Raw genomic sequence first — 13,121 nt, 5'->3', positions numbered from 1 at the left:
CCAGGTGGTCCCTGTGGGCTCCCCGTGACGATGGCGGTTCCAGGGCCTGCGGCCCGGGTCATCCGAAGTACGCGCCTGCGGCCGGGACGGCCAGGAGGATGATCACGAGGAGCGAGCCCAGGACGGTGAGAGCGAAGCGGGCCAGGACCAGCGGGCGCAGCCAGGCGGGGAACCCGGAGCTCGCGGCGGCGATCACCAGGCGGGCGTCGATCGCCCGTGTGGCGGCGTCACCGGACCTCTTGAAGGCCGCCTGGGTGTATCGCGTGGCGAAGACCTGGCCCGCAGTGATGAGACCGGCTCCGAGGAGGATGAGCGGTTCGGCGATCCACGACAGCAGGCGGCCGCTCGGGCTGCCGGTGAGATTGAGTGCGGCGAGCACGATCAGGATCGCGGCGATGGTGAGCGCGAGCATGAACTCCCAGGCCCGCTCGGCGAACCGGATGCCGTGGCGAGCCAGGACGTCGGGCGAGTGGCCCTGTCGGGCCACCTCGGCCTCGGCGGCTCGCTGGGCGGCGGTGCCGGTGAACCATACGGTGACGGGGATGACGAGGAAGGTCACGGCGAGCAGGAGCTGCAGGGTGGCGGCGATCGCAACAGGGAGCGGCATGGTGACCTCCGGGATAGTCGCGGTGAATGCCGGCGGGGGCACGGGAGCGGCCGGTGCGGCGGGAAGCCGGGAGGGCGGAACGGGAGCGGGGAGTGGGGAGCGGCCGGCACGGCGGGAAGGCGGGAGCGGGGCGGGACGCCCTGCGGATCAGGTGAGGGCCAGGACCGCCAGGGCGGCGATCGAGGCGCCGAAGACCACGATGTGACGCACGTTCTGGAGGGTCCAGGTCCAGGCGGGGAAGCCGGCCTCAGCGGCCTTGAGCAGGACGGGCACGTCGATGCGGGCCAGTTCCGGGTCGCCCTTGCGGGCGAAGGCGGCCTGCACGGACGTGACGGCGGTGAGCTGGCTGTAGAGGATGACGCAGTTGCCGAGCAGGACGAGCGACTGCAGGACCCAGGTCGCGGTGCCGGCCCAGGAGACGGCGGCCAGGTTGAGCCCGGCCAGCGCGGTCATGATGGCGGCGATGCCTCCCGGGGCCCACGTCTCGTGGCCGCCGGCGTCGAAGCGCATGCCGTTCTCGGTCAGTACGGTGGTCCGCACGCCCTGGCGGGCCAGCTCCGCCTCGGCCCGGGCCATCGCGCGGGCCCCGTAGCGGTTGCGAACCAGCGGGATGCTCACGAACGCGGCGGCGACGAGCAGCTGCATCACAGCGATCAGGACGTTGCTCATAGGGCTCTCCTCATTTCCGTGTCCCAGCTGGTCGCCAAGGACTTGAACTAAGTGCAATAGAAATGTAGGGCAGTACTTGAACAAAGTGCAAGAGGGTTTTTGAACTTTGTGCAAGAGCCTCTGCCGGCCCTTCCGTGAGCGGGTCGCGCCATCCGGCGCATCAGCCCCGACTACCCGCCCCGCGGGACCGACCAGGCAACACCCGGACCATGCCCGGCGAGTTGTCCACCGCTGTGGATAACTTCCTCCACATCTGTGGACAGATTCACAGACTTCCAGGCCGGAGCGGCGGAAGGCTGTGGATTCTTGTGATTCAAGACGAAGCATCTCAGGTAGTGAACACAGAAAGGCTCCCCTCCCGAGCGGGAGGGGAGCCGGAGAGTCGCTGCCGACCAGTTGTGGAAAAGTTGTGGGCAGGCGGTGCACCGCAGAGGTCAGGCGCGGTTGGCCTCGCCCTCGATCTCGATCTTGACCTTCTTGCCGACGAGCACGCCACCGGTCTCCAGGGCCTGGTTCCAGGTGAGGCCGAACTCCTCGCGGTCGATCTCGGTGGTGATGGAGAAGCCCCAGAGCTCCTGACCCCACGGGTTGGTGCCGGCGCCGCCGTACTCGACGGTGAGCTCGACCTCCTTGGTGACGTCGCGGATGGTCAGGTCGCCGACGACGGTGAACTCGTCACCCGAGTGGCCGGTGACGCGGGTGCTACGGAAGGTCAGCTCGGGGAACTTCTCGGCGGCGAGGAAGTCGTCGCCGCGGAGGTGGCCGTCACGGTCGGCGACACCGGTGTTGATGCTCGCGGTCTTGATCGTCAGTTCGGCGGAGGACTCCAGCGGGTTCTCGGCGATCGTGACGGTGCCGGAGAAGTCGGCGAAGTTGCCGCGGACCTTGCTCACCATCATGTGCTTGACGACGAAGCCGATGCGGGTGTGGGCGGTGTCGAGGGTGAAGGTGCCGGGGGTGGGGATCTGGAGGTTTTCCCAGGTGCGAGTGGTCATGGAGGGCTCCCGAAGAGACGTTTGTTGCGAGGACGTTTGCGTCAACACATTTCTACATGAGGAATATTCCGCACGTCAACTATCGTCCGATACAGTATGAACGTGCTCTCCTTCGACGACCCGCGGCTGACCGCGATGGGCCTCCTCGCCGAGGTCGCCACCGGCCTGTCTGCGAAGACGCTGCCCTCCCTCGCCGAAGGGGGGCTCTCCGAGATCGACTTCGAGACGCTGATCCGGCTCGCGCGCTCACCCGGCCGGCGGTTGCGCATGAGCGACCTGGCCGCTCAGACCAACATGTCCACCAGCGGGGTGACCCGCGTCGTCGACCGCCTGGAGCGCGAAGGCCTCGTCGTACGGCAGGCCTGCGCCACCGACCGCCGCGCCTCCTACGCCGCGATCACCGAGGCCGGCACCGACCGGCTCACCGCCGTGCTCCCGCAGCACCTGGCCGACATCGAGACCTGGCTCACCGGGAGGCTCACCGCCGAGCAGCTGTCGACCTTCCTCAACACGCTCACGATCATCCGCGATGCCGTACGGCCGTGCGCCACGGCCGGTGCCCGGACCCCGTCCGCCTGTTCCGAACGCGAGCCCGAATCCGACCCCGGGACCGGAACCGGGATTGAAGCCGAAGCCGGAACCGAAGCCGTACCCGGAGCCGGGTCCGTCGGCTGAGGCGCCGGCCCGCGCCCGTCCGTCCGGCCCCGCCTGCCCGCGCGCTCAGGACTGAGGCTGCGGCTCGAGACGCGGGGGCTCTGAGATCACCAGGGCTCCGCGGAGTTTGGCCATCCCGCGCGAGACCGTGCTCTTGACCGTGCCGACGCTGATCCCCAGGACCTTGGCGATCTCCGGCTCGGTCATGTCCTCGTAGTAGCGCAGCACGATCGCGGCCCGCATCCTGGCCGGCAGGAGATCGAGCGCCTGCTCCACCCGCTCGGGCAGGTGTCCGTGGATACCGGGCAGGTCCCCCCGGGCACTCGCGTGGACCGGCTCGGGAAGCTCCTCGGAGGGATACTCCTCCAGCTTCCGCCGGCGCCACCAGGAGATGTTGATGTTGACCATCGCCCGGCGCACGTACCCGTCCAGCGCGGCCCTGTCCTCGATGCGCTCCCAGGCGAGGTAGGTCTTGACCAGCGCCGCCTGGAGCAGGTCCTCGGCCTCGTGATGGTCGCCGGTGACCTGGCGGGCGGCGCGCAGCAGCGCCGGTCCGCGAGCAACGACGTACTCATGGAACTCGTCGTGGATCCCGCCGGTCACCGCGATCACCAGCCTGTGGTCATGGGGCGTCTCGTGGTCAGAATCGCAGCCGGAAGCTCAGATCCCGATGAACCTGAATCCAGGTTTCACCCTGCCCAGTGCAAAGATCGCTTCAGCTGGGTGGCGGGGCATCGGAGAGACGTTAGATATGGGTTTGACCAGAGATAGGCGATAAGGCGTTCTACCGGGGATGTGAATTTTGCTACCCGGTAGGGCGCCTGCCGGAATCATTGGCGGGGGCGGACCGCAGCCCGGCGCAAAGCATGTGACGCTACCGGAACAGCAGAACGACCCGGAGCCCCCGGACACCCCCGCGACAGCCGGAACGCGGGAGAGCGGGACCCGGGCCCCCGCATGACAGCAGCGCGTGAGAGCAGGGAGAACCACGATGCCCCATCGGAGCGTCGACCGTCGCCGCGTCCTGGCCGCGGCCGCGCTCGGCCGGAGTCTCGACGATCCCGGGCCGGTCTCCGACGAAGGCGAAATCCTGTACGCCGTCACCGGCGAGATCCTGGACGTCAGCCCGCACCTGATCACCATCGAGACACCGGACGGAAGACATGAGCGTCTCGTCATCGCGCCGTGGGCCACCGCCTGGCGCGGCGACACCGTCACCCCGGCCGATCTGCCGGTGGGCGCACAGGTGATCGTCAAGGCGCTGAAGGAGGGCAAGGTCGCCGAGCGGATCTGGGCGGACATCACCCGGATCACAGGCGTGATCGAAGAGATCGGCCGGGGCCCCGGTGACGTCACCATGGAGCTCTACTGCGGCCCGCACCGGGGGCGGCGCACCGTCGTCGTCCCCTACCGCGCCTCGGGACGGATCCGGGTCCGGCACCCGAAGTTCGAGCCCGGCTACCTGTTCGACGCGATCGGGGTCCGCGAGGACGGGGTCGCCCACGCCCGGCTGCCCGCGACCTCGCAGCCCCCCTACCGCTGGCCGTCCGTACCTCCGCCCCCTCCGGCGTACGGCGGCGCGCAACCCCGGGTCTCGGGCACGGCGACCTGGTCCGACGCCTTCGACTGGGGCGAGCGGGGGGCCGCTTATCCGATGCTGGAGTCCTCCGACGCGGACTGCGCCGACACCGGGGTGTCCTGCGCCGGGCTGCCCTACCTCTCGCTGGGCTCGACGCTCGACGTACGCAACGTGTGCGCCGGACGCACCTCGATCGTGCCGATCGTGGCGTGCGGCTGCCTCACCGGTCGGTTCTGTGACCGGTGCCTGGAGTGCGGCACCTCTCCGCGCGGCCGGATCGTGGAGCTGGCGCCGTCCTCCTTCGTGGAACTCGGTGGGGACCTGACCAAGGGGTGCTTCAACGCCCGGGTCGGATTGGAGTGACACAGATGACACAGATGGCGCATATAACCCAGATGGCGCAGACAACCGAGGTGGCACAGGCAACGCAGATGACGGAGGCGGCGCAGCTCGCCATGACTGTCGCCACGGCCCAGCTCCCCGTGCTGAGCGTGCTGCTGGCGCTGGGCACCGCGGCCAAGGTGCGGACCGTCGCGAAGGGCACGCAGCCCGGCGGGATGAGCGGGCTCGGACCGGCCGTCCTGCTGGCCGAGCGGTGGCACGCGCCCGCGATGCTCGGTTGCGCGGCCGGGGAGGCGGTCCTGCTGGGCGGTCTGATGGCCACCGGGCACCCGCTCTTCCGATGGGGCACGACCGCCTTCTTCACGATCTCCACCTACGTCCTGTGGGAACTTCGGCGTCGCCGGCCGGATGCGGGCTGCGGTTGTTTCGGTGACGTCAGCGCGGTCCCGGTGGGCTTCCGCTCGCTGGCCCGTACGGCGGTCCTGACGGCCATGGCCGCAGGCACCGTCTGGGCCGGCCCGGTCTCCGGATGGTCGGTGCTGGCCGGAATCTCCTGGATCACGGCGCTCGCCATGGTCATCGGGCTGCTGCTCATCGCCGCGCTCTCACCGGAGATCGAGGAGATCGCCTCCCGGCTCCGGTATCGCGCTCCCTGTGAGAACCGCCCCTCGGATCCGGCGAAGGCCGAGTCACTACTTCGGGCGAGCACGGTCTGGCAGTCGCATGCCTGGCTGCTGGCGAGAGCGGAGCCGGTCGACAGCTGGCGGGAGCTCTGCTGGAGGTTCTTCGTCTATCCGGGTATCCATCCGGGACTCCGCGCCGGAGGACCGGGCGAGCCGGTGGACGTGGTCTTCGCGATCCGGCTGAGCGGCCGTCGCCCGGCGGTGCGCGTGGCCGTGGTCGACGCCGCAGGCCGTACGGTCGGCATCGAGTCCCCCGGCGAGCCTGCCTCTGTCCAGGGTGAATGGACGCACGCCAGACACGATTCAGCTCTATACGGCTCTCTAGCTTCCCCACTAGAGAGCCGTATAGAGGGCTAGGGCCGTCGCCAGGCCCACCCTCAGTATATCGAACATTTGTTCAGATGGGCTGGGAACGCAGAAACTTTCCGAAGTGGGGGACGGTGAAGGCGATCAGGCCGCGCTCGGCGCTGTAGATCAGGCCCTTCTTGATGAGGCTGTCACGGGCCGGGGAGAGACTGGACGGCTTGCGACCGAGCAGCTCGGCCACCTCGGCGGTGGCCACCGGCTCGTCCCCGATCGAGGCGATCGCGTGCATGTAGTCGCGCTCGGCCGGGGTGGCCCGCTCGTAGCGGCTGCCGAAGAAGCCCACCGCGAGCTCCTCCTCGGCCTCCGGCGCCGCGACCCGGACGTCCTCGGCGGTGATGGGGCTGCGCGGCGCCAGGTCCCAGGCGACCTTGCCGTAGGCCTGGACGAAGTACGGGTAGCCGTCGGCCGCCTCGTAGAGCGCGTCGAGGGCCTCCTGCGTGAACTCCACGCCCTCCTCCGCCGCCGGGACGATGAGCGCCAGATCGGCGGCCTCCCGGTCGAGCCGGTCGATCCTGGCGTAGCGGAACAGCCGCTCGGAGTAGCTCTTGCTGGCCGACAACACGCTGGGCAGGTGTGGCAGACCCGCGCCGACCACGATCAGCGGGCCGCCGTTCTGGGAGAGCTCGTGACAGGCCGCGCAGAGCGCCGAGACGTCCTCGACCTGCACGTCCTGCATCTCGTCGATGAACAGGGCGATCCCGACACCGAGGTCGGTGGCGACGGCGGCGGCGTCGACGAACAGCTCGGTGAGGTCGATCTCCAGATCGCCGGAGTCGGCCCGGCCGCGCGCGGCGGGCACGTCGATCCCGGGGGACCAGTGGGAGGTGCCCTTGGCCGCGGACGTGTCGCGCATCGCGAACGCCTTCAGCACGCCGAGGAACTCCTCGATGCGCTCGGGCGCGCGATGCCGCGGGGCCAGCTCGCGGACCGCCATGTGCAGGGCGGCGGCCACCGGCCGCCGGATCGACCGGTCGGGCCGGGCCTCGATCTTCCCGGTCCCCCACAGCCGCTGCATGGCCATCGACTTGAAGGTGTTGAGCAGGACGGTCTTGCCGACACCGCGCAGGCCGGTGACGACCATGCTGCGCTCCGGACGGCCCCGGGCCACCCGCTCCAGGACGACCTCGAACTGCTGCAGCTCGCGGTCACGCCCGGCGAGCTCCGGGGGGCGCTGGCCCGCGCCGGGGGCATAGGGGTTGCGCACGGGGTCCACAGTCTCGGACTGTATGACGGGATATAGCGGTCGTCTTAGATTTCCGTAGAAAGGGCTACGGCGTGTCGCACGCCGCCGCACAGGACCGCGCGGCGCGGGCGGGCCGGGGGTGGAGGACGGTGCGAGCATCGTCATGGCACACCCCTCACCTGGACGGACAGCATCGGACGGCGCCCGAACCGGTGTTCGATCCGATGCCTACGACTGTAGCGCGGCATCGAACACAATGACGAGAGCTTCCGAGAAAAGCTCACCCAAAGACCGGTCAGGCGTCGAACCGGAAAGGACCGGAGAGGACCGGAAAGGGTCTGCGGCGGGTCCGCGAACGTCCGGACGGACCTGCTTCCTCCGTCCGGACGAGCCCATCCTCGCCCGGGGGGAGACCGCACACGGCGGAGATCCGGACTCCCGTCACTTCTCGTATCGGGAAGACTACGCTGGTGCTGGTGGATTCCTCCGATGTGAGGGGTGACGGGTGAGAAGCTCTGCGTCCGGAACGTCCGGCCGCGCCGCCCTGGCGGTGACGGCCTGTCTGGTGATGGCCTCCTGCGGCACCTCGGACCCCGTCGCCGTGCCCACGGAGGAGCCGGCGCGGAACTCCGTACGGCCCAGCGTGTTCTCACCGTCGCGGCCGTCCCCCACCCCGTCCTCTCCGTCGTCCTCCCCGTCGCCCTCGGCGTCCCCTTCCCCCGGTTCTCCCGCGGCGCCGTCCTCGCTCCCGCCGTCCCCGGCCCCGTTCTCCCCGTCGCCGCCTCCGGAGCCGACCTCGACCCCGCCTCCGGCCGGCCCTCCCGAGTTCTCCGCGAAGATCTCGCGGATCGCCCGGGAGCGGCTGGAGCACTCCTGGCGCTCGGGCTGCCCGGTCCCGGTCCGCGACCTGCGGCTGATCACGATGACCTACTGGGGTTTCGACGACCGGCCGCACATCGGCGAGCTGGTCGTCCACGAGGACGTCGCCGACGACGTCGTCACGGTCTTCCGGCGCCTGTACGGCTGGCGCTGGCCGATCTACCGGATGGAGCTCGTCGACGTCTACAAGGGCGACGACTTCGACTCCATCGACGCCGACAACACCTCGGCCTTCAACTGCCGCCCGGCGACCGGGTCGAGCAGCTGGTCCCGGCACGCCTACGGCAAGGCCATCGACATCAACCCCCGGGAGAACCCCTACGTCTCCTCCGACGGCTCGGTGGCGCACCGCAACGCCCGCAAGTTCGCCAGGCGCCCGGTGGACGCCCCCGGCGTGATCAATCCCGGCGACCGGGTGGTCAAGGCCTTCGCCCGCCTCGGCTGGGAGTGGGGCGGCTACTGGTCGGGCATCAAGGACTACCAGCACTTCAGCAAGGGCGGCGGCTGATCCCTGAAGGCCCGGTCTTGTCGCGAACGGGGTGCCTGCCTGTCACCGAGGAACCGCCGGATGTCGCCTGAGCTGAGACCGCGCAGCGGAGATCGGCGTCAGGTCGGATGCACGCCCGTCCTGCGTTCGGCGACGACGTCGGCCGTCACTCCATGGATCCCCTCTCGGGAACCGTGGGAGATGCCGCGACAATCCGAGCTGGGGATGAGATGTTCTCATCACACCCGGAGGGATCCGTACCCCTCCACGGCCGTCCGTTCGGCCATCGCCCATGACGCGAGGAGGACGACCGATGCAGGCCATTCGGGCGGCTCGCCTGTTCGACGGTGACGAGACGGTTCTGGCGGGCGAGCCCACTGTGATCGTCGAGGACGGTCGTGTCGTGTCCGTACGGCATGACGGCTCCGTGCCCTCCGGGGCCGCGCTCGTCGATCTGGGTGACGCGACGCTGCTGCCCGGCCTGATCGACGCCCACGTGCACCTCGCTTTCGACGCCGGTGCCGATCCCGTCGGCGCGCTGGCCGCACGTGACGATGCCCAGGCTCTTGAGGGCATGCGGGCCGCGGCCCGTACCGCGCTGGCCGCCGGTATCACCACCGTGCGCGACCTGGGTGACCGCGGTTACCTCGGGCTGCTGCTGCGCGCGGAGTCCGCCCGTGATCCCGCGGCGGGCCCGCACCTGCTCACCGCCGGACCGCCGATCACCACCACCCGCGGCCACTGCTGGTACCTGGGCGGTGAGGCGGACGGCGTCGAGAGCGTGCGCGCGGCGGTGCGCGCCCGTGCCGAGCGGGGAGTGGACGTCATCAAGATCATGGCGAGTGGCGGCGAGCTCACCCCCGGAACCCGCTCCCATCTCTCCCAGTACGGGATCGACGAGTTGCGGGCGGCCGTCGACGAGGCCCACCGGCGGGGCCTGCCGATCACCGCGCACGCGCACGCGGGCCAGGCGATCGCGGACGCGGTCGAGGCGGGCGTCGACTCCGTCGAGCACTGTTCGTTCTTCACCGAGGACGGCGTCGAGGCCAGGCCGGAGGTCATCGAGAAGATGGCCCGCACCGGGGTGGTGGTGTCGGCGACGTTCGGGGCGGTCCCGGGAGCCGCGATACCGCCGCGCATCACCGCCAGGCTGGCCGCGCTGACCGACCTCTTCGCACGGTTCCGGAAGGCCGGGGCCACCGTCGTCTTCGGTACGGACGCCGGGATCGGCCCGCCGAAGCCGCACGACGTGCTGCCGCACACGGTCGGCATGACGGTCCGCACGCTCGGCCTGACCCCGGTGGAGGCCCTGCGCGCGGTCACCTCGCTGCCGGCCCGGTTGTGCCGCCTCGACCGGCGCAAGGGACGCCTCGCGCCCGGGATGGACGCCGACATCCTCGCGGTGGCGGGTGATCCCCTGACCGATCCGGCCGCCCTGCTCGACGTGCGGGCCGTGTTCCGGCTCGGCCACCGCGTCCGCTGAGGCCCCTGTGTCCGCTGAGGCCCCTGTGTCCGCTGAGGCCCCTGTGTCCGCTGAGGCCCCTGTGTCCGCTGAGGTCATCCGGCGGGCCTCACCGGTCGCGCGGAGCGTGGGAGATCAGGAGATCAAGCTCAGCGCGGCCTCGCGCCGGGCGCCGGGGGCGGTGTGCGGGTCGGCGCCGCCGAACGGCGGCTGCGGGTCGTATTCGATCGCGAGCTGTACGGTCCGCGCCGTCTCCTCGTCCGCCGCCTCGGCGAGGAGGGCCAGGGCCATGTCGATACCGGCGGAGACTCCCGCGGCCGTCACGATCCTGCCGTCGATCACCACGCGCTCCTTGACGGGCTGGGCACCGACGGCGGAGAGCTGGTCGACCCAGCCCCAGTGGCTCGTGGCCCTCCGGCCGGTCAGCACACCCGCCGCGCCGAGGACGAACGAACCGCTGCAGACCGAGGTCGTCCACCTCGTGTGCTCGTGAGCGGCGCGGATCCAGGAGAGGAGTCCCTCATCGCCCATGGCGGCGACGGTGCCCGGACCGCCGGGGACCAGGATCACGTCCGGCCGGGGCACGTCCTCGAAGGCGGCGGTTGCGGTGATCGAGAGCTTGCCGTTGTCGTCGACGACCGGACCGGGTACGGCGGCGACGAACGTGACCGACCAGCCGGGCGTGAAGGCGAGAACCGTGTAGGGACCGACCGCGTCGAGGGCGGTGAACCGGGGGTAGAGGGGGACGGCGACGTGCATGGTCAGCTCTCCTTCGGATGAAGCTGTTCAGGGCCGTTGCGAACGCCGGGGACTGCCGAGGACACGAGGAGTTCGGGAGGGCCGGGAAGCGCGGGGAAGCCCCGGGAATCGGGGAGCACGCCGGAGACTTCGGGGAGTGCCCGGAGTGTCTGGGAAACATCCGGGAGGCGTTCAGAATGCCTGGAACCGGCGGCGGTAGTCGCCGGGGGCGATCCGCCAGTGGCGGCGGAAGACGCGGTAGAGGGTCTCCGGCGTGCCGAGCCCGGATTCCCTCGCGACGCGGTCGAGGGGGTGTGCCGTGCTCTCCAGCAGCCGGCGGGCGAGATCGGCGCGGCTGCGCTCGACGTACCGTCCGGGAGACACCCCGGTCTGTTCGGTGAAGACGCGTGAGAAGTGCCGCTCGCTCATCCCGGCGCGCCGGGCGAGGGCCGGCACGCTCAGGTCGTCGGCGGGATTGCCGTCGATGAACGCCTGCAGCTCGCGCAACGGCTCGGCTCGCGGCGCCGCGGCGCGCATCGGCACGCTGAACTGGTCCTGCCCTCCCGGCCGGTGCAGATACATCACGAGCCCGCGGGCCACCTTCCGGGCCAGGGCGTGTCCGTGGTCCTCGGCCACCAGCGCGAGCGCGAGGTCGATTCCGGCGGTCACCCCGGCCGAGGTCCAGACGTCGCCGTCCCGGATGTAGATCGGGTTGGCGTCCACCTCCGCGTCCGGGTAACGGCGTGCCAGGTCCGCGGCCGCCAGCCAGTGCGTGGTCGCCCGCCGGCCGGTCAGCACCCCGGCCTCGGCCAGGAGATAGGCGCCGGTGCAGACCGACGCGACCCTGCGGGCCACCCCCGCCAGCCGGGCGATCTGCCCGACCAGCTCCCGGTCGTCCACCTGGTCCCGGGCGCTCAGGCCGCCCACCACCAGCAGCGTGTCGACCGGTCCGTCGATGTCGCGCAGAGCGGTTCCCACCGTGATCGCGATCCCGCCGTAGGCGGTCACGGCGCCGGTACGGGCCGAGGCGGCCTCCACCCGGTAGCCGTCCTCCGGGACGAGCAGGCTCGTCCCGGAGAACACGTCCGCCGGACCGGCCAGGTCGAGGAGCTGGAAGCCCTCGTAGGTCACCGCCACCACTCGCCGCATGGCATTCATCATGGTCAGCGTGGGGAGGTGGCGTCCACGACACAGATATTGCAGATTGCGCCATGACGGTGACCGGTGTCGGCCGGTGGAACTGCACCCTTTTGAGCTGCGTTTTCTCCGCCACCGGCGGCCTCCGCGAGAGCGCGTGAAAAATCTTGAAGAAAAATCCGGGGACGTGTCGATTCCGCCTCCGGCCGGACGACGCCTGGTCAAAGAGGGAAACGACCACCGCAACGACCACCGCCCGGAAGGACAGCCACCATGGCCGCCACGCAGACCTTCACCGCCAGCACCGCCACCGCCGAGATCTCCGCCCGCCGCCGGGTCCTGCGCCGGGTCCTGTGGGTCTTCCAGATCCTCATCGCGGCGTTCCTGATCGTCGCCTCGGCACTGCCCAAGTTCGTCGGCCAGGTCGACGCGGTGGAGACCTTCGAGCTGATCGGCTGGGGCCAGTGGTTCCGCTACGTGACCGGTGCCGTGGAGCTGGCCGGCGGGATCGGCCTGCTGGTCCCCCGGCTGGCCGGAGCCGCCGCCACGGGGCTGATCGGTCTGATGGCCGGGGCCGCCCTGACCCAGATCCTGGTCATCGAGCCGGCCTGGGCGCTGCTGCCGGCCGCCTTCGCACTGATCTTCGCCCTGATCGCCTGGGACCGCCGGGAGCAGACCCGGAACCTGGTCCGCTCGCTGTTCCGCTGATCTCTTCCCCGCTGCGGCGGGTGCTCCGGGCGGACGGCCCGTGCTTCTTCCGGAAGCACGGGCCGTCCGCGTTGGATCGGTTCGGCCGGTTGGATCGGTTCGGCCGCTTCAGGCCGGGCCGGTCATGTCAGACCGCGTCATCCGCGGGTCGCGGGCGGCCAGCCGTGACCCCAGCCTCCCTGGACCATGGTCTGGAACGCCCACCCGTCCGCGGTGCGCACGAGCAGGTCGGCGTAGCGCATCGACTGCCGCTGCCCCTCCGCGGTGACCGTGGCCTCCGTCTCGACGAGCACGAGGTTGGGCGTGAGGAAGCGCGGAGTCCGTACGGACTTCATCTCCATGTCCGCCGTGCCGCCGCCCATGACATCGCTCATCACCCGCACGAACTCCTCGCGGTCCCACTGGGTGACGGCGCCGAATCCGCCGGGCGTGTCGGTGGCGAGGTTGAGCGGGAAGACCGCCAGGTCGGCGATCTCCTGAACGGCTCCCCGTGCGGCCAGCGCGTCGTATTCGGCGAACCAGGCGTCGATGGCGGCGAGGTCCTCGGCGCCCGGCGTGAACAGTTCGTTCCGCTCGTCTTCCTGTCGCATCGCGGTTCCCTTCGTCAGTTTCCGTACAACGTACCGTACATC

Annotated in this window: 15 protein-coding genes; 6 read left to right on the top strand and 9 right to left on the bottom strand. The window is 70.4% G+C overall.

Annotated features, from left to right (window positions below; all coding sequences use genetic code 11):
- Nucleotides 1-58: 58 nt before the first annotated feature.
- The 3 genes from IEZ08_RS34920 to IEZ08_RS34910 form a co-directional block, all read right to left on the bottom strand.
- The gene (locus IEZ08_RS34920) at nt 59-607 is read right to left on the bottom strand and encodes a hypothetical protein (RefSeq protein ID WP_189243881.1); all 549 of its coding nucleotides are present in this window, start codon (nt 605-607) and stop codon (nt 59-61) included.
- A gap of 147 nt (nt 608-754) precedes the next feature.
- A complete protein-coding gene (locus IEZ08_RS34915; RefSeq protein ID WP_068920550.1) occupies nt 755-1,276 on the bottom strand; it encodes a hypothetical protein in 522 nt (173 codons plus the stop codon).
- 434 nt (nt 1,277-1,710) lie between these two features.
- On the bottom strand, nt 1,711-2,271 hold the full coding sequence (locus tag IEZ08_RS34910; protein WP_068920549.1) for a YceI family protein: 561 nt from the start codon (nt 2,269-2,271) through the stop codon (nt 1,711-1,713).
- Between the two features lie 96 nt (nt 2,272-2,367).
- Between IEZ08_RS34910 and IEZ08_RS34905 the strand changes: the two genes are divergently transcribed.
- Entirely contained in the window at nt 2,368-2,946 is a 579-nt protein-coding gene (locus IEZ08_RS34905; protein WP_189243880.1) for a MarR family winged helix-turn-helix transcriptional regulator, read from the top strand.
- A gap of 45 nt (nt 2,947-2,991) precedes the next feature.
- Here IEZ08_RS34905 and IEZ08_RS34900 read toward each other — a convergent pair whose 3' ends face one another.
- Nucleotides 2,992-3,537: a SigE family RNA polymerase sigma factor gene (locus IEZ08_RS34900; protein ID WP_229803853.1), complete on the bottom strand. Its 546-nt coding sequence runs from the start codon at nt 3,535-3,537 to the stop codon at nt 2,992-2,994.
- Nucleotides 3,538-3,916: 379 nt separating this feature from the next.
- Between IEZ08_RS34900 and IEZ08_RS34895 the strand changes: the two genes are divergently transcribed.
- Entirely contained in the window at nt 3,917-4,867 is a 951-nt protein-coding gene (locus IEZ08_RS34895; protein ID WP_068920547.1) for a hypothetical protein, read from the top strand.
- Nucleotides 4,868-4,899: 32 nt separating this feature from the next.
- Entirely contained in the window at nt 4,900-5,886 is a 987-nt protein-coding gene (locus IEZ08_RS34890) for a MauE/DoxX family redox-associated membrane protein (RefSeq protein WP_189243879.1), read from the top strand.
- A 40-nt stretch (nt 5,887-5,926) separates the two neighbouring features.
- Here IEZ08_RS34890 and IEZ08_RS34885 read toward each other — a convergent pair whose 3' ends face one another.
- Together IEZ08_RS34885 and IEZ08_RS39990 are read right to left on the bottom strand one after the other, a co-directional pair.
- The gene (locus IEZ08_RS34885) at nt 5,927-7,099 is read right to left on the bottom strand and encodes a DUF8462 domain-containing protein (RefSeq protein ID WP_425312286.1); all 1,173 of its coding nucleotides are present in this window, start codon (nt 7,097-7,099) and stop codon (nt 5,927-5,929) included.
- A 441-nt stretch (nt 7,100-7,540) separates the two neighbouring features.
- Nucleotides 7,541-7,999 carry a hypothetical protein gene (locus IEZ08_RS39990; protein ID WP_229803852.1) on the bottom strand — a complete coding sequence of 153 codons (459 nt, stop codon included), beginning with the start codon at nt 7,997-7,999 and terminating at the stop codon, nt 7,541-7,543.
- 1 nt (nt 8,000) lies between these two features.
- Between IEZ08_RS39990 and IEZ08_RS39985 the strand changes: the two genes are divergently transcribed.
- Nucleotides 8,001-8,465 carry a M15 family metallopeptidase gene (locus IEZ08_RS39985; protein WP_229803850.1) on the top strand — a complete coding sequence of 155 codons (465 nt, stop codon included), beginning with the start codon at nt 8,001-8,003 and terminating at the stop codon, nt 8,463-8,465.
- A 292-nt stretch (nt 8,466-8,757) separates the two neighbouring features.
- Nucleotides 8,758-9,927: an amidohydrolase family protein gene (locus IEZ08_RS34875; RefSeq protein ID WP_189243878.1), complete on the top strand. Its 1,170-nt coding sequence runs from the start codon at nt 8,758-8,760 to the stop codon at nt 9,925-9,927.
- Nucleotides 9,928-10,041: 114 nt separating this feature from the next.
- Here IEZ08_RS34875 and IEZ08_RS34870 read toward each other — a convergent pair whose 3' ends face one another.
- Both IEZ08_RS34870 and IEZ08_RS34865 read right to left on the bottom strand, forming a co-directional pair.
- Entirely contained in the window at nt 10,042-10,665 is a 624-nt protein-coding gene (locus IEZ08_RS34870) for a DJ-1/PfpI family protein (RefSeq protein WP_068920543.1), read from the bottom strand.
- Between the two features lie 171 nt (nt 10,666-10,836).
- Nucleotides 10,837-11,793 (bottom strand): GlxA family transcriptional regulator, encoded by a 957-nt coding sequence (locus IEZ08_RS34865; RefSeq protein ID WP_189243877.1) that lies wholly within the window; start codon nt 11,791-11,793, stop codon nt 10,837-10,839.
- Between the two features lie 261 nt (nt 11,794-12,054).
- Here IEZ08_RS34865 and IEZ08_RS34860 point away from each other — a divergent pair, with 261 nt between their 5' ends.
- Nucleotides 12,055-12,489 (top strand): DoxX family protein, encoded by a 435-nt coding sequence (locus IEZ08_RS34860; protein WP_068920541.1) that lies wholly within the window; start codon nt 12,055-12,057, stop codon nt 12,487-12,489.
- Between the two features lie 137 nt (nt 12,490-12,626).
- On the opposite strand, the gene IEZ08_RS34855 is transcribed toward IEZ08_RS34860, so the two are convergent.
- Nucleotides 12,627-13,079, bottom strand: coding sequence for a hypothetical protein (locus IEZ08_RS34855; RefSeq protein WP_068920540.1), 453 nt, complete (start codon nt 13,077-13,079; stop codon nt 12,627-12,629).
- Between the last annotated feature and the right edge of the window lie 42 nt (nt 13,080-13,121).

The organism is Planobispora rosea (genome assembly GCF_014648175.1).
Lineage (GTDB): Bacteria > Actinomycetota > Actinomycetes > Streptosporangiales > Streptosporangiaceae > Planobispora > Planobispora rosea.
Note: the sequence above shows the minus strand (reverse complement) of the source record. Positions and strands in the feature narration are given on the sequence as shown.

What these genes read in the sequence shown, in the direction of transcription:
- IEZ08_RS34920 (WP_189243881.1), bottom strand. Translation starts at nt 607, where the DNA reads ATGCCGCTCCCTGTTGCGATCGCCGCCACCCTGCAGCTCCTGCTCGCC.
- IEZ08_RS34915 (WP_068920550.1), bottom strand. Translation starts at nt 1,276, where the DNA reads ATGAGCAACGTCCTGATCGCTGTGATGCAGCTGCTCGTCGCCGCCGCG.
- IEZ08_RS34910 (WP_068920549.1), bottom strand. Translation starts at nt 2,271, where the DNA reads ATGACCACTCGCACCTGGGAAAACCTCCAGATCCCCACCCCCGGCACC.
- IEZ08_RS34905 (WP_189243880.1), top strand. Translation starts at nt 2,368, where the DNA reads ATGAACGTGCTCTCCTTCGACGACCCGCGGCTGACCGCGATGGGCCTC.
- IEZ08_RS34895 (WP_068920547.1), top strand. Translation starts at nt 3,917, where the DNA reads ATGCCCCATCGGAGCGTCGACCGTCGCCGCGTCCTGGCCGCGGCCGCG.
- IEZ08_RS34890 (WP_189243879.1), top strand. Translation starts at nt 4,900, where the DNA reads ATGGCGCAGACAACCGAGGTGGCACAGGCAACGCAGATGACGGAGGCG.
- IEZ08_RS39985 (WP_229803850.1), top strand. Translation starts at nt 8,001, where the DNA reads ATGACCTACTGGGGTTTCGACGACCGGCCGCACATCGGCGAGCTGGTC.
- IEZ08_RS34875 (WP_189243878.1), top strand. Translation starts at nt 8,758, where the DNA reads ATGCAGGCCATTCGGGCGGCTCGCCTGTTCGACGGTGACGAGACGGTT.
- IEZ08_RS34870 (WP_068920543.1), bottom strand. Translation starts at nt 10,665, where the DNA reads ATGCACGTCGCCGTCCCCCTCTACCCCCGGTTCACCGCCCTCGACGCG.
- IEZ08_RS34865 (WP_189243877.1), bottom strand. Translation starts at nt 11,793, where the DNA reads ATGCGGCGAGTGGTGGCGGTGACCTACGAGGGCTTCCAGCTCCTCGAC.
- IEZ08_RS34860 (WP_068920541.1), top strand. Translation starts at nt 12,055, where the DNA reads ATGGCCGCCACGCAGACCTTCACCGCCAGCACCGCCACCGCCGAGATC.
- IEZ08_RS34855 (WP_068920540.1), bottom strand. Translation starts at nt 13,079, where the DNA reads ATGCGACAGGAAGACGAGCGGAACGAACTGTTCACGCCGGGCGCCGAG.